At 70.9% G+C, this 14332-nt stretch carries 12 protein-coding genes; 6 read left to right on the top strand and 6 right to left on the bottom strand.

All coding sequences use genetic code 11. The features are described from left to right. Window positions 1–34: 34 nt before the first annotated feature. Window positions 35–3697: a CDP-glycerol glycerophosphotransferase family protein gene (locus IDM40_RS23555; RefSeq protein WP_193124243.1), complete on the bottom strand. Its 3663-nt coding sequence runs from the start codon at window positions 3695–3697 to the stop codon at window positions 35–37. Window positions 3698–3995: 298 nt separating this feature from the next. Between IDM40_RS23555 and IDM40_RS23560 the strand changes: the two genes are divergently transcribed. From IDM40_RS23560 to sph, 5 genes are all read left to right on the top strand, one after another. Further along, entirely contained in the window at window positions 3996–4364 is a 369-nt protein-coding gene (locus IDM40_RS23560; protein ID WP_193124244.1) for a DUF6703 family protein, read from the top strand. Between the two features lie 31 nt (window positions 4365–4395). Beyond that, window positions 4396–5235: a metal ABC transporter ATP-binding protein gene (locus IDM40_RS23565; protein ID WP_193124245.1), complete on the top strand. Its 840-nt coding sequence runs from the start codon at window positions 4396–4398 to the stop codon at window positions 5233–5235. Further along, a complete protein-coding gene (locus IDM40_RS23570; protein WP_193124246.1) occupies window positions 5228–6106 on the top strand; it encodes a metal ABC transporter permease in 879 nt (292 codons plus the stop codon). Before IDM40_RS23565 ends, IDM40_RS23570 begins: the two co-directional genes overlap by 8 nt. Then, complete coding sequence (locus tag IDM40_RS23575) at window positions 6103–6498, top strand: Fur family transcriptional regulator (RefSeq protein ID WP_193124247.1); 396 nt, start codon at window positions 6103–6105, stop codon at window positions 6496–6498. The genes IDM40_RS23570 and IDM40_RS23575 overlap by 4 nt, the downstream gene beginning before the upstream one ends. Before the next feature lie 101 nt (window positions 6499–6599). Beyond that, the gene (sph, locus tag IDM40_RS23580) at window positions 6600–7559 is read left to right on the top strand and encodes a sphingomyelin phosphodiesterase (RefSeq protein WP_328807108.1); all 960 of its coding nucleotides are present in this window, start codon (window positions 6600–6602) and stop codon (window positions 7557–7559) included. 137 nt (window positions 7560–7696) lie between these two features. Here the strand turns inward: sph and IDM40_RS23585 are convergent, their stop codons facing one another. The 4 genes from IDM40_RS23585 to recO all read right to left on the bottom strand — a co-directional run bounded on the left by IDM40_RS23585 (window position 7697) and on the right by recO (window position 11007). Then, window positions 7697–8524 carry an SGNH/GDSL hydrolase family protein gene (locus IDM40_RS23585; protein ID WP_193124248.1) on the bottom strand — a complete coding sequence of 276 codons (828 nt, stop codon included), beginning with the start codon at window positions 8522–8524 and terminating at the stop codon, window positions 7697–7699. A gap of 106 nt (window positions 8525–8630) precedes the next feature. After that, window positions 8631–9449, bottom strand: a complete 819-nt coding sequence (locus IDM40_RS23590) for an SGNH/GDSL hydrolase family protein (protein WP_193124249.1) — start codon at window positions 9447–9449, stop codon at window positions 8631–8633. Then, the gene (locus tag IDM40_RS23595; RefSeq protein WP_193124250.1) at window positions 9449–10279 is read right to left on the bottom strand and encodes an isoprenyl transferase; all 831 of its coding nucleotides are present in this window, start codon (window positions 10277–10279) and stop codon (window positions 9449–9451) included. The genes IDM40_RS23590 and IDM40_RS23595 overlap by 1 nt, the downstream gene beginning before the upstream one ends. Next, a complete protein-coding gene (recO, locus tag IDM40_RS23600; protein WP_193124251.1) occupies window positions 10276–11007 on the bottom strand; it encodes a DNA repair protein RecO in 732 nt (243 codons plus the stop codon). The genes IDM40_RS23595 and recO overlap by 4 nt, the downstream gene beginning before the upstream one ends. A 253-nt stretch (window positions 11008–11260) precedes the next feature. Between recO and IDM40_RS23605 the strand changes: the two genes are divergently transcribed. Beyond that, on the top strand, window positions 11261–12082 hold the full coding sequence (locus IDM40_RS23605; protein ID WP_193124252.1) for a CAP domain-containing protein: 822 nt from the start codon (window positions 11261–11263) through the stop codon (window positions 12080–12082). Window positions 12083–12153: 71 nt separating this feature from the next. On the opposite strand, the gene leuA is transcribed toward IDM40_RS23605, so the two are convergent. Then, window positions 12154–13863, bottom strand: coding sequence for a 2-isopropylmalate synthase (gene leuA, locus IDM40_RS23610; protein ID WP_193124253.1), 1710 nt, complete (start codon window positions 13861–13863; stop codon window positions 12154–12156). Window positions 13864–14332 lie beyond the last annotated feature (469 nt).

Below are 14332 nucleotides of genomic sequence, written 5' to 3' on the forward strand. Positions count from 1 at the left end.
CGCGGGGACCGGGCGGCAGCGGGGCTCGCGGTTCCTACCCCTGGCCGAAGACGCGGTCGACCACACGCGCGGCCGCGTGGCCGTCGTCGAGCGGGCAGAACTGGTCGACGAAGGAGCGGTAGGCGGGCGCCGCCTGCTCCTCGACCTCGCCGATGTTGCGCAACGACTCGATGACCTGGTCGGACTCGGTCAGCAGCGGCCCGGGCGCGGTCTCCTCGAAGTCGAAGTAGAACCCGCGCAGGTTGTCCCGGTAGCTCTCCAGGTCGTAGGTGAAGAAGAGCATGGGACGGCCGGTGTTGGCGAAGTCGAACATCATCGACGAGTAGTCGGTGACCAGCACGTCGGTGATGAGGAAGAGCTCCTGGATCTCCGGGTACAGCGAGACGTCGTACACGAAGTCCCGGCCCACGATCGGCACGCTGTCGACCACGCGCGGGTGGCGGCGCACCAGCAGGACGTGGTCGTCGCCCAGCTGGTCGTACATGCGCTGCAGGTCCAGGTGCAGGTCGAGCTTGTGCTTGCCCCGGGTGTAGTACTTGTCGTCGCGCCAGGTCGGGGCGTAGAGCACGACCTTCTTGCCCTCGGGCAGGCCGAGCACGCGCCGGGTGCGTTCGGCGACGGCCTCGCGGTCGGGCGAGAAGAAGATGTCGTTGCGCGGGTACCCGGTCTCGAGGATCTCTCCCTCGAACCGGAAGGCCCTGCGCAGGATCGGCGTGGCCCAGGGGCTGGGTGATACCAGGTAGTCCCACTGCCGGGTCTCCCACGCGAGCTTGTCGAAGTAGTCGCGGGACTTGCCCCGGATGTTGTCCACGTCGAAGCCGATGCGCTTGAGCATCGAGCCGTGCCAGGTCTGGACGACGGTCTGGTCGGGGTGGCGGTGGAACCACACCGGCTGCCGGGAGTTGGTGACCAGGAACCGGCTGCGGGCCAGCGCCTCGTAGTACTCGCGGCCGCGGTGGCGCACCCGGGACAGGTCGTCGGGCAGGTTCACGCGCCCGTCGGCGACCAGCCAGGACATGGGGTAGTCGGCCCAGCCCTGGCGGGTGCGCAGCTCGGCGTAGATGCTCTGCGGGCTGTCGGAGTACTGGCGCCCGGTGTAGGTGTCGAACAGGACCCCGTCCACGACCGGTTCCTGGCGCTGGGCCGGGTAGTGGACCTCCTTGAGGCGGCGCTGGGCGAAGGAGCCCCGCTCGGAGGGGTGCAGGTCGCTGCCGACCTGGAGCACCGGAACGCCGTGGCCGTGCGAGGTGAGCGTGTAGCTGCGCTCGTCGGTCTTGATCTCCATCGGCATGTCCCCGACCAGGTCGTCGGAGAACTCCACGCCCGTGGTGAAGGTGCGCCCGTCCTCGCCGGCGACGCGGCCCCACAGCTGGTAACCGCCCACGGCCAGGGACAGCGTGCCCGAGAGGGTCTCGATGTCGGCGGGGGCCAGCCGCGCGGTGAAGCGGGTGCCCGAGCGCTCCACGGTGAGGGTGTGCTCCTCGTCGCGGCCGCGGGCGCGGGCGACCAGGCCCAGCTCGGCGTCGGCGGTGAACTCGCCCTCCAGGTGGAGTTCGCGGCCCTCCCAGCGGGCGGCGTCGACCACGCAGCGGGCCTGGCCGCCGCGCAGCTTGAGGTGGCCGGCCGAGGTGCGCTGGACCGAGATCTCCAGGTGGTCGGCGCCGGAGGCGTAGGCGGTGGTGGGAACGTCGTCGGGCAGCACGAGGGTGGCGGCGCGCTGGTCGCCGTCCACCAGGTGCACGTCCCACTCCTCCTGGCGGATGACGCCCCCGCACTCGGTGACGGCGCGGCCGAAGAGGTCCTGTGCGCCGATACCGACGCTGAAGCGGCCCTGCTCGACGGAGATCGGGTAGGTCAGCACGGCGGTGCCCGGGCGGCGCGTCAGGCGCAGCTGGGTGGCCCCGGCGGCGGCCTCGGTGACCGTCTCGCCCTCCAGGGTCAGGTTCCCGGTGCCGCCGTCGAAGGTGTGCGCGTCCACGCGGGCGGTGGTGGACTCCACGGCCACGACGAGGTGCCGGTCGCCGCTCCAGCGCGGGCGCACCCAGACCTCGCGGTCGACCTGCTGGTAGCCGGGGCGCTCGGGGGCGCCGATGACCGGGGACGACAGGGTCTTGCGCCGGGTCAGACCGCGGTTGAACACGGTCAGTTCGATCTTCCACTCCCCCGGTTCCCAGCGGCCGCCGGTGCGCAGCTTGGCGGGGTCGAGCACGACGGTGAACCCGCCGTAGTCGTGGCGGGCGGCCTCGGGCACGTCGGGCAGCCGGTACTCGGCGGCCAGGCGCACCTTGACGGGCACCCGCACGCGGCGGCGGTCGGTGGTGTTGACGGCGAAGGCCATGAGGTGCTGCTGCCAGCGCTTGCGGGCGCGCAGGTGGCGGATGCCGATGCGGCCGCTGACGAGCAGGCGGCCGTCCTCCCACCGGATGTCCTCGGTCTTCTGGCGGACCTTGAGCTCGTCGTCGAGGCGGTAGATCTCGCGGGGCACGGCCTTGGCGGGGTCATCGGCCTCGAAGAAGGGGTAACCGATGTAGTAGGTCAGCCCGCGCCGGTGCACACGCGCGTTCTTGATCTCGACGCTCTTGGCGAAGGTGGCGACCTCGACGATGTCGTCGGTGCGGCGCTTGCGCACCAGGTGGTACAGGAGCCGCTCGAGCACGGTGAGGTCGTTGAGCTCGGCCGCCGGCACGTGGTCGAGGTGGGAGTTGAGCAGGTCGACGACGGTCTCGCGGACCTCGGGGTCGGCGTCCTGGAAACGCATGAGCAGGCGGTGGAGCTCGCCCTGGAGCAGGGTGCGGTCCCAGAGTCTGCGATCCTCGCCGGCCAGGTCGGCGGTGAGCTCCCTCATGGCGGTCAGGCGGCGGGTGAGCACGCCCTTGTCCAGGGGCACCGCCGTGTCGTGGCGCTCGCGCATGAGCAGCACGGGGCCGGGGAGCACGTCGACGGTGCGGGCCGAGAGCGCGCAGCGGCGCAGGTCCAGGTCGGCGTCGTCGGGGTGGAGTCCGTGGTCGGGCAGACCGAGCCAGAACTCGCGGCGCCACAGTTTGTTGCCCAGGACGGGGTCCGCTGCCAGAACGGGGACGGCACGGGGGTCCTCGGCGAAGCGCTGCTTGGCGCACAGCTTCTTGTGGGTCTTGGAGGGCGATGCGCCCAGTTCGTTGAACTTGTGGACGTTGCCCACGACCAGGTCGGAGTGGGTGTCGGAGGCGGTGCGCCACAGGTAGGACAGCGCGTAGGCGGTGAGGGCGTCGCGGCCCTCGAGGAACAGCAGGTGGCTGCCGGAGGCCTCCCGGCCGCCGCGGCGGCGGGCCGCGGGCAGGTCCGCGTCCGGCTCGCCCTCGAGCAGGCGCACACGCAGGCCCTCGGGCGGGTCGGCGGCGAAGGCGGCGGCGACGGCGAGGGCGTCCTGGCCGGTCTCGACCGACTCGTCGTGTTCCTCGTCGGCCTCGCCCTCCTCGTCGTGGCCGTGGGTGTCCTCGTCGGTGTCCTCGTCCTGGTCGCCGTCGTCGGCCTCGGCCTCGGCGGCGGGCTCCTGCCGGCCGCTGAAGGGGACCAGGAGGATCTCGGCGGTCACCTCACCCGGTTGGACCGTGTGGTCCCGGTTGTGGTGTCCGTCTCTCTGCCGTGCCAGGGAATCCAGGCAGTGGCCGAGGTTCGGCTCGGTGACGTCGAAGGTCACGATGACAGTGGGCTCGGGCACGAAGGTGACACCCTCCAGAGGGTCCTCAGCACTCGGGCTACGGGCGGCAGCACGGTCACACCGTATGCGTCGGACGACTGTTGTGGACTACTTCAGGCAAGTGAGCGCTGACGGACCGTGCCTGCGACCTGGGGCGACCGGGGCACGGACTGCCATGGGGGATCGCACGGCGGGCCGCGCAGGTGCCCGCCGCTGGAGGCCCGGGGACCTCCGACCGGGGCCTGCACTAGGGTCTGAGCCACAAGTACCACAGGCCTTTGCGGGGCACAGCCCGCCACAACGGAGGATACAGACGGCCATGACCTCCCCCGACCACAGCCATGAACGCCCCGAAGGCCGCGATCCTTCCCGCGGCGGGGCTTCGGACCCCTCCTGGAACACGGGCCGGCTGCGCGGTGCGGTGGAGCGCCGCAGTGCGGTCTCCCTGCTCTGGCTGCACCAGCTCCCCGCGTGGGTGACCCCGCTCGTGCTGGGGCTGTTGTTCATCGGCGGGCTCATGTTTCCCATCGGCCCGGTGGGCGCGGTGTTCCTCGCCGCGGTGGGGCTGTTCCTGGGATGGTTGGCCTACCTCACGTGGCCGAGCCTGACCGGCCAGCAGAAGGCACCCCGGGTGCTGATGGTGATCGTGGTGCTGGTGCTCGCCACTGCCCGCGTTCTCGGATTTTGACAACCATTTTCGTTTTCGCCATACTAAGGGCGTGTCTGCCCAGTTCACGGGGGCCGGGGCCGAGCTCCCGGGCGCCCCTCCCGCGCTCCAGGCCGTCGACGCCACTGTGGCCTACGACGGTGTCCCCGTGCTCGACGGTGTCGACGTCGAGATCCCCGCAGGCCAGACCATGGCCGTCATGGGTCCGAACGGATCGGGCAAGTCCACGCTCATGCGCGCGATGCTGGGCATCGTTCCGCTGACCTCCGGCGAGATCCTGGTGCACGGCACCCCCCTGCGCCGGTTCCGCGACTGGCGCCGCATCGGCTACGTGCCCCAGCGCCTCACCGCAGGGGGCGCCGTACCGGCCACCGTGCGCGAGATCGTCGCCTCCGGGCAGATCGCCGCACGCCGCCGCCTGTCCTTCACCAGCCGCTCCGACCGGCAGGCCGTCACCGACGCCCTGGAGGCCGTCGGACTGGCCGACCGCGCCCGCGCGTCGGTGCGCGAGCTCTCCGGCGGACAGCAGCAGCGGGTACTCATCGCCCGCGCCCTGGCCGGACGCCCCGACACCTTCGTCATGGACGAGCCCATGGCCGGTGTGGACGCCGAGAACCAGCGGGCACTGGCCGAGACCATCACGATGCTCGGCGAACAGGGCTCCACGGTCGTGCTCGTCCTGCACGAGCTGGGACCGCTGGAGCACGTGATCCAGCGCGCCGTCTCCCTCGACCACGGGCACATCGTGCACGACGGCGAACCGCCGCACCCCACCGGCGAGTGCGCCCGCCCCGGCCACGACCACCAGCACCCCCATCCCGACCCCAACGCCCCCGCGCCGCGCGACGCGCACGGGGAGATCATCCGACTCGAGGTGCCCGGCAGTGACTGAACTTTGGCAGTACGAGTTCATGCAGCGGGCACTCATCGCGGCCGTGCTCGTGGGCCTGGTCACCCCGGTCATCGGAACGTTCCTGGTCCAACGCCGCCTCGCCCTGCTGGGTGACGGCATCGGCCACGTCGCGCTCACCGGCGTCGCCCTGGGCGTGCTCACCAGCACCTCCCCCGTGCTGACCGCGGCGATCGTGTCCGTGGTGGGCGCGATCCTCATCGAACTCGTGCGGGTGCGCACGCGCACCAGCGGCGACGTGGCGCTGGCCCTGCTGTTCTACGGCGGCATCGCCGGGGGTGTACTGCTCATCGGGTTGGCCCCGGGCGCCAACAACGCCACCCTGACCTCGTTCCTGTTCGGGTCGGTCAGCACCGTCTCCGAGCAGGACATCTGGATCGTCGGGGCGCTCGCCGTGGGTGTGGCCTCCGTCGTGGCGTTCTACGGCCGGGAACTGTTCGTGCTCTGCCAGGACGAGGAGGTCGCCCGCGCCCACGGGCTGCCGGTGCGTTTCCTCAGCGTCCTGCTGGCCGTCACCGCCGCCCTCACGGTGGTCATCGGCATGCAGATCGTCGGTGTGCTCATGGTGAGCGCGCTGATGATCGTGCCCGTGGCCGCGGCGCAGCAGCTGTCCAAGAGCTTCCGGGTCACGATGGCCCTGGCCGTCGGGATCGGGCTGGTCTCCTCCCTGGCCGGCCTGCCCACGGCCTACTACGCCGACCTGGCCCCCGGCGCGACCATCATCCTGTTGGCGCTGGCGCTGTTCTGCGTCGCCGTCGGGGTCGGAGCCGTCCGCAAGCTCCGGCCCCGGCACGGCGCAGGGGTGCCGGGGGCCGGTACGATGCCCCAGACCGAGCGGGGGAGGGTGACATGAGCACAAGACGAGAGACGGTCCGCCAGGCGCTGAACGAGTCCGCCGGTTTCCGCAGCGCACAGGATCTGTACGCGGATCTGCGCGCCGACGGTTCCAAGATCGGTCTCACGACCGTCTACCGGGCACTGCAGGCGCTGAGCGACTCCGGTGAGGTCGACGTCCTGCGCACCGACGAGGGCGAGGCCGTCTACCGCGCCTGCGCGACCGAGAACCACCACCATCACCTGGTGTGCCGGGTGTGCTCCACCGCGGTGGAGATCGAGGGCCCGACCGTCGAGCGGTGGGCCAGCGAGGTGGGTTCGCAGTACGGCTTCACCGGCATCACACACACCGTGGAACTCTTCGGTGTGTGCGCCCGTTGCGCCGAGACCGGGTCGCCCGCCGGGGTCTGACCCCGCGGCCGGCCCGCCGGCCCCGCACCACACCTTCCCGCCATCCGATGGTTACCGGCCAGTAGCCCAGTGGTGTCACGGCGTCCCTAGTCTCGGACGCCGTGAACAGAAGAACGAGAACCGCACTGGTGTCCGCGCTGGCCGCCTGCCCCCTCATGGCCGCGACGCCGGCACAGGCCGAGGCGGACGCCCCCACCATCGCCACGTACAACGCCTTCCTCATGCCCACGTCCCTCTACCCCAACTGGGGACAGGAGATCCGGGCCGACCTCATCAACGAGGACGGTGTGCTCGAGGGCGCCGACGTGGTCGTGCTCCAGGAGCTCTTCGACGATTCTTCGGCCGAGACCCTGCGCTCGGGGCTGTCCGAGGAGCTGCCCCACGGGACTCCGATCGTGGGCGAGTCCGAGGAGGGCTGGGACGACAGCACCGGCCTGCGGCCCGGCGCCGCCACCAACGGCGGGGTAAGCGTGCACAGCGCCTGGCCGATCGTCCGGGCCGAGCAGCACGTCTTCTCCGAGGCCTGCGGCGCCGACCGCTTCTCGGCCAAGGGTTTCGTGCACACCGAGATCGACTCCCCCGACGGCCCTCTGCACGTGTTCGGCACCCACATGCAGTCCGAGGACAGCCTGTGCGCCTCGGGCGAGGACGAGCGTGTGCGCACCGCCCAGCTCGAGCAGATCCTGGCCGCGGTCGAGGAGGCCGGCATCCCCGAGGGCGAGCAGATCCACCTCGCCGGGGACCTCAACATCATCGGCGGCACCGAGGAGTGGGAGAACGCGCTCGAGCTCCTCGACGCGGTGGAGCCGGTCGGGACCGGTGACGCCGTCTCCTGGGACCCGCAGGGCAACTCCATCGCGGGCCACGGCTACCCCGACTGGGAGGCCCAGCAGCTCGACCACGTGCTGCCGATCCGCAACGGCGCCGAGCCGGAGGGCTTCGCCAACCACACGGCGGAGGTCAAGAGCGAGCCCTGGACCGTCACCTCGTGGGGGCAGGAGTACACCTACGACGACTACTCCGACCACTACCCCGTCTTCGGTTCCCCCGTGGCGCCCTGACCAAGAACCCGCCAGCACGACGACGCCCCCGCGGGCCGGTGACCGGTCCGCGGGGGCGCGGCACGTGCGGAGGGAGGGCCCGGTGGCCCGGGCCCTGCCGGTGGGCGGCGGTGTGGCGAGGCGTTCACCACACCGCCCTAGTCGGTGCGGGACCCGGGGTCGCAGCGCCGCAGCGTGGGCCGCTTGGCGGTGACGTTGTCGCCGGAGGAACGACCGGTCAGGCGCCGCCCGATCCACGGAACGAGGTACTCGCGCGCCCACGACAGGTCCTCCTGGCGGGCGGTGCGCCAGTCGCGGGGTTCCGGCGGCGGCCACGGCTCGTTCCAGGTGCCCTCGGCCGGCACGCCCAGCACCTCGCACACCCCCAGCGACAGGCGCCGGTGGCCCTCGGTGGACAGGTGGAGCCGGTCGGTGCTCCAGGCGCGGGGGTCGTCGAAGATCCGCATCGACCACACGTCGACGACGTCGCAGCCGTAGCGGTCGGCGACGGCGCGCATGTGCATGTTGTACGTGGCGATCTTGCCGCGCAGGTGGCGCATGACCGAGTGCATACCGGTGTCGAAGCCGGTGAAGACGACCACACGCGCGCCGGTGGCGGTCAGGTCGGCCACGATCGACTCGAAGATCTGCACGACCTCGTCGGGGTCGCCGCCGGGCCGGATGATGTCGTTGCCGCCGGCGCAGAGGGTGATCAGGTCGGGCGCCATCTCCACCGCGGCGGGGACCTGCTCGTCGCGGATCTGCCTGATCAGGCGACCGCGCACCGCGAGGTTGGCGTAGCGCACCTCTCCGATGTGGGAGGCCAGGTGCTCGGCGACCCGGTCGGCCCAGCCCCGGTAGCGGCCGTTGGGCACGGTGTCGCTGTCGGGGTAGGGGTCGCTCATGCCCTCGGTGAAGCTGTCCCCGAGAGCGACGTAGGACAGGATGTCCCGGTCGATGATGTCCGTCGTCCCAAAACCGCTCATGGTCACCAATGCTGCAACTCCGCGCCATGGTTACGCGACAGTAGGTTGATCCCGTGAGCGGTTTTGGGTCCGACGTCACATCGTCAGCGGTGTTTCACCCGCGCTCTCAGCCGCGCGCGGAGACCGTCGTCAGGGCAGGGATCTTGGCCGTGACCGTGTCCCCGGACGAACGCCCGGTCAGGCGGCGGCCGATCCACGGACCCAGCGAGTCCTTGAGCCAGGTGAGGTCCTCGCGGCGGGCCTCGGCCCACCCGACCGGCTCCTGCTCGGGCCAGGGCTCGTCCCAGCGCTCGGGCACCGGCACACCCAGCACCTCGGCCACCCGCAGCGACAGGCGGCGGTGGCCCTCCGGCGACATGTGCAGGCGGTCCTCGTCCCACGCGCGCGCGTCGGTGAGCACGTCCATCGACCACTGGTCGACCAGGTAGCAGTCGTGACGGTCGGCGATGGCGCGCACGTTCATGTAGTAGCGCGCGAACAGCCCGATGGTGCCGCGCATGTACCCCGAGGAGACGTTGACCCCGGTGAAGAGCACGACCTCGGTGCCGGCGGCGCGCAGACGCGAGACGGTCAGGTCGAGGATCCGGGCCATGCGCTCGGGGTCCCCGCCGGGGCGCAACAGGTCGTTGCCTCCGGCGCTGATGGTGACCACGTCGGGCGCCATGTCCAGGGTCGGCCGGAGCTGGTCGGTGACGATCTGGCGCATGAGCTTGCCGCGCACGGCCAGGTTGGCGTACTCGATCTCGCCCAGGTGGCCGGCCAGGTGCTCGGCCAGCCGGTCGGCCCAGCCGCGGAAGACCACGTCCTCACCCGGGCCCGCCGGGTACGGGTCGCCCACACCCTCGGTGAAGCTGTCCCCGATCGAGACCAGGGACATCCCGCGCTTCAGCAGCGGGTTGTTCTCGTCGGAACTCGTGCGCGCCATCACTCGCCCTCCTCGGCGACGGTGTTGGGCACGGCACCGCCGTAGCGGCGGTCCCGGCCCGCGTAGATCTCACAGGCCCGCCACAGGTCGCGGCGGTCGAAGTCGGGCCAGAGCTGGTCCAGGAACACGAACTCGGCGTAGGCGGACTGCCACAGCAGGAAGTTCGAGGTGCGCTGCTCACCGGACGAGCGCAGGAACAGGTCGACGTCGGGCACACCCGGTGCGTACAGGTTCCGGGCGATGGCGTCCTCGGTGATCTTCTCCGGGGACAGCTCCCCCGCCGCGACCCGCCGCGCCAACGCGCGGGCGGAGTCGACGATCTCGGCCCGGCCCCCGTAGTTGACGCAGAACTGCAGCGTCAGGCCGGTGTTGTCCTTGGTCATCTCCTCGGCGTCCTGCAGCTCGGAGATGACGCTCTTCCACAGGCGCCCCGGGCGGCCCGACCAGACCACACGCACACCCATCGCGTGCAGCTCGTCGCGGCGCCGGCGGATGACGTCGCGGTTGAAACCCATGAGGAAGCGCACCTCGTCGGGCGAGCGCTTCCAGTTCTCGGTGGAGAAGGCGTAGGCCGACAGGTAGGGCACGCCGAGCTCGACGGCGCCCTCGACGACGTCGAAGAGGGAGGACTCACCCGCCTTGTGGCCCTCGGTCCGCGCCAGGCCGCGCTGTTTGGCCCACCGGCCGTTGCCGTCCATGACGACCGCGACGTGGCGCGGTACCAGATCGGACGGCAGCTCGGGCGGCCGTGCCCCGCTCGGGTGGGGGGTGGGCGCGGCGTACTCCCGGTTCTCCCGCCGCTTACCGGGATCGAAGCTGAACAGACTCAAGAACGCTCCACATGGCGCAGTGATCGGATTCCGTTTTCCAGGTGCCACTGTAGGTAGGCCGCGACCAGCCCACTGCACTCGGAACGTTGGCGGTCCTCGCTCGCGTCGGCGCTGTCCCAGTCGCCTCCGAGCAGGGCCGACATGAGCCGGAGCGTGTCGGGGGACGGGTGGACGCTGCCGTGCGGGCGGCACACCGAGCAGACCATACCGCCGGCGTGAACCGCGAACGCCCGGTGCTCGGCACGGCTGCCGCAGCGTGCGCACTCGGTCAGGGCGGGTGCGTAACCGGCCACCGCCAGGGAGCGCAGCAGGTAGGCGTCCAGGACCAGCCGGGCGTCGTGGCTGCCCTCACCCAGGGTACGCAGCGCGCCGATGAGCAGCAGGAACTGGCGCAGAGCGGGGTCCTTCTCCACGACCACGACCTTCTCAGCGGTCTCGAGCATGGCGGCGGCCGCGGTGTAGCGGGAGTAGTCGAAGGCGACCGCCTCGCCGTAGGAGCGGACCGTCTCGGCCTGGGTGATCACGTCCAGGGACCGGCCGGTGTGGAGCTGCACGTCGACGTGGGTGCACGGTTCCAGGCGGGCCCCGAAGCGGGACTTGGTGCGGCGCACACCCTTGCCGACGGCGCGGACCAGGCCGGTGCGCCGGGTCAGGAGGGTGACGATGCGGTCGGCCTCGCCCAGCTTCTGGGTGCGCAGGACGACTCCCTCGTCGCGGTAGAGACTCACCCCTCCATTGTCGCGGATGCCGGCACCGGTCTCACGCGCCCCCTCAGATGACCGACACGACCTGCTTTATTACGTTTTGAATTCCCTTTTCGCCGTAAGTGCTCTACTCTCCCCCGGCAGGGTGCGAACCACCGAGCGCGACGTGCCGACGCAGCGCTCCGCACCCGGCACCGGGCCCCGCACGCCCGGCACGTCCCGGGAACTCACCCGGGACCGGTCCCCACGCCTTCCTTTCCGCAGGAGGTTGACGATCATGGCTCGTGGTCGACGACGCAGACCCAAGACCGACCCCAGTGGCGAACCCGTCGCGGACGAACGCCGTCCGCGCCGCCGGATCCTTCCGCTGGCCGTGGGCATGGCCGCGGTCCCCGTCGGGCTCATCGTCGCGGCCTCGCTCGTGGCGGCCTCCGGCAGCGGCACCGACACCGCCGCCGGGGAGATCGGTGAGGGCATGACCAACGAGACGGTCGTGCCCGACGCCGCCTCCGACGAGGACTTCTTCGACGACCCGACCGGTGCGCCCGACGACTCCTCCCCCGCGGGGGACAGCGATCCGCAGGGCGCACAGGTGACCGCCTCCTCCGCACCCGACGAGGACGACGCCGACGACGGCTCCGGTTCGGGCGGCGGTGGCAGCGGCGGCGGTTCCGGTGGCGGCAGCGGAGGCTCCGGCGGCGGTGGCGGGGGCGGCGGCAACAGCGCCTCCTCCAGCCCGATGGCCGACGAGGTCGTCAGCCTCGTCAACTCCGAGCGCGCGCAGAACGGGTGCGACCCGGTGTCGGTCGACGGCCGGCTGGCCTCCGCCGCGCAGGAGCACAGCGAGGACATGGACCAGCGCGACTACATGGACCACCACAGCCCCGACGGCGAGGGGCCGGGCGAGCGTGCCGAGCGCCACGGCTACGACGCCTGGGGCGCCGAGAACGTGGCCAAGGGCCAGCAGAGCGCCGAGCAGGTCATGGACTCCTGGATGGACAGCCCGGGCCACCGGGAGAACATCCTCAACTGCGACCTCGAGGCGATCGGTGTCGGCGAGGCCGGCCACGCCTGGACACAGAAGTTCGGGTACGAGTGAGCCCGTGAACCGGTGGACACGGCGAGGGGCCCGCGGCAGCGCCGCGGGCCCCTCGTGTGTGTTCGGGTGGATCAGATGCGGTTGGAACGGCCGATGGCGCTGCACAGCGCCTTCAGGGAGGCCGTGGTGATGCTGCTGTGGATGCCCACGCCCCAGACCACGTCGCCCTCGATCTCGGCCTCCACGTACGCGGCGGCGCTGGACTCGCCGTCGCCGCCCATGGAGTGCTCGACGTAGTCCATGACCTTGACCTTGACGTCCACGTCGGTCAGGGCGTCGCAGAACGCGGAGATCGGACCGTTGCCGGTGCCGGACAGCTCACGGATCTCCCCGTGCACGCGCGCGTCGGCCTCGACCCGGTAGGTGCCCTCGCCGTCGGTGCTCGACCGGTGGGCCAGCACCGCCACGGGGCCGCCCTCGGCCAGGTACTCGCGTTCGAAGATCGACCAGATGTTCTCGGCCGCCACCTCGCCGCCCTCGGCGTCGCTGTAGGTCTGGATGACGCGGGAGAACTCGATCTGCAGGCGGCGCGGCAGGTCCAGGTTGTGGTCGCGGTGCATGATGTAGGAGACGCCGCCCTTGCCGGACTGGCTGTTGACCCGGATGACCGCCTCGTAGTTGCGGCCCACGTCCTTGGGGTCGATCGGCAGGTAGGGCACGTCCCACTCGGACTCCCCGACCGGGATCCCGGCTTCGGCTGCGCGCTCCTCCTGGGCGGTGAAGCCCTTCTTGATCGCGTCCTGGTGGGAGCCGGAGAAGGCCGTGTAGACCAGGTCGCCGCCGTAGGGGTGGCGCGGGGCGACGGGCAGCTGGGTGCAGTGCTCGACCGTGCGGCGGATCTCGTCGATGTCGGAGAAGTTGATCATCGGGTCCACGCCCTGGCTGAACAGGTTCATGCCCAGGGTGACCAGGCAGACGTTGCCGGTGCGCTCGCCGTGGCCGAACAGGCAGCCCTCGACGCGGTCGGCGCCGGCCATGACCGCCAGTTCGGCGGAGGCCACGCCGGTTCCGCGGTCGTTGTGCGGGTGCACCGACACGGCCACGTGCTCGCGCCGCGTCAGGTTCCGGCACATCCACTCGATCTGGTCGGCGTAGACGTTGGGGGTGGCGCGCTCGACGGTGGCGGGCAGGTTCAGGACGATCTCGCGGCCCGGGCCGGGCTTCCAGACGTCCATGACCGCCTCGCAGACCTCCAGGGCGAAGTCCAGCTCGGTGTCGATGAAGATCTCGGGCGAGTACTCGTAACCGAAGTCGGTCTCCTCGCCCAGGTACTGCTCGGCGAAGCGCATGACGTCGCGGGTGCCGTCGACGGCGATGGCCTTGCACGCCTCGCGGTCGACCTTGAAGACGACCTCTCGGAACGTGGGCGCGGTGGCGTTGTACAGGTGCACGGTCGCACGCTTGGCGCCGACCAGGCTCTGCACGGTGCGCTCGATCAGGTCGGTGCGGGCCTGGGTCAGCACCGAGATCTGCACGTCGTCGGGGATCTGGTCCTTCTCGATCAGGGCGCGTACGAAGTCGAAGTCGGTCTGGCTGGCCGCGGGGAAGCCGACCTCGATCTCCTTGTAGCCCATGCGCACCAGCAGCTGGAACATCTCGTGCTTACGGGCGGGGTCCATGGGCTCGATCAGAGCCTGGTTGCCGTCGCGCAGGTCGGTGGACAGCCACCGGGGGGCCTGCGTGATGGTCTTGGAGGGCCAGGTGCGCTCGGGCAGGTCCACCGGCTTGAACGCGGTGTAACGCTGGAAGGGCATCTGGGACGGTTGCTGCTGCGGCACCATAACGGTGGGCTCCTCGAAAAAAAATGGGTGCGCCCCGTCCCGATCGGGACAGGTGAGACGCGTGGGTCAGTGGCCGACCAGAACATGCCGAACTCCCGCGGCAGGGAGCCGACCGTTTCTACCGATCCCCGCCGCGGCCACTAAGGAGGAGGAGCACGCGCAGCATATTGGGCGTCACGTTAGCAGACGCTCGCGGAACCGCGGTACTCCCCGTTCACATTCCGAGACGGCAGGGCTGTGCGCTGGGGCGATACAGAATGCCCGCCTGAGACGCCCGTGCGCCGCGGACGAGCTGCGATTTCCAGGTACCTCGACTTCAAGAGACCGCCTTCGACCGGTAGAATCAGGGCGAACCCTTCAGTGCTAGGGGGGTTGTTCCGAGCTCCGTCGACGGGACCCAGGGTGCGGCCAACACCCGAGGCCCCCGCCCCACGCGCCGTGTACACGTAAGCCGCGCGGGCGGTCCGGC

It is taken from the genome of Nocardiopsis coralli (assembly GCF_014892575.1).
In the GTDB taxonomy this organism is placed as follows: Bacteria; Actinomycetota; Actinomycetes; order Streptosporangiales; family Streptosporangiaceae; genus Nocardiopsis; species Nocardiopsis coralli.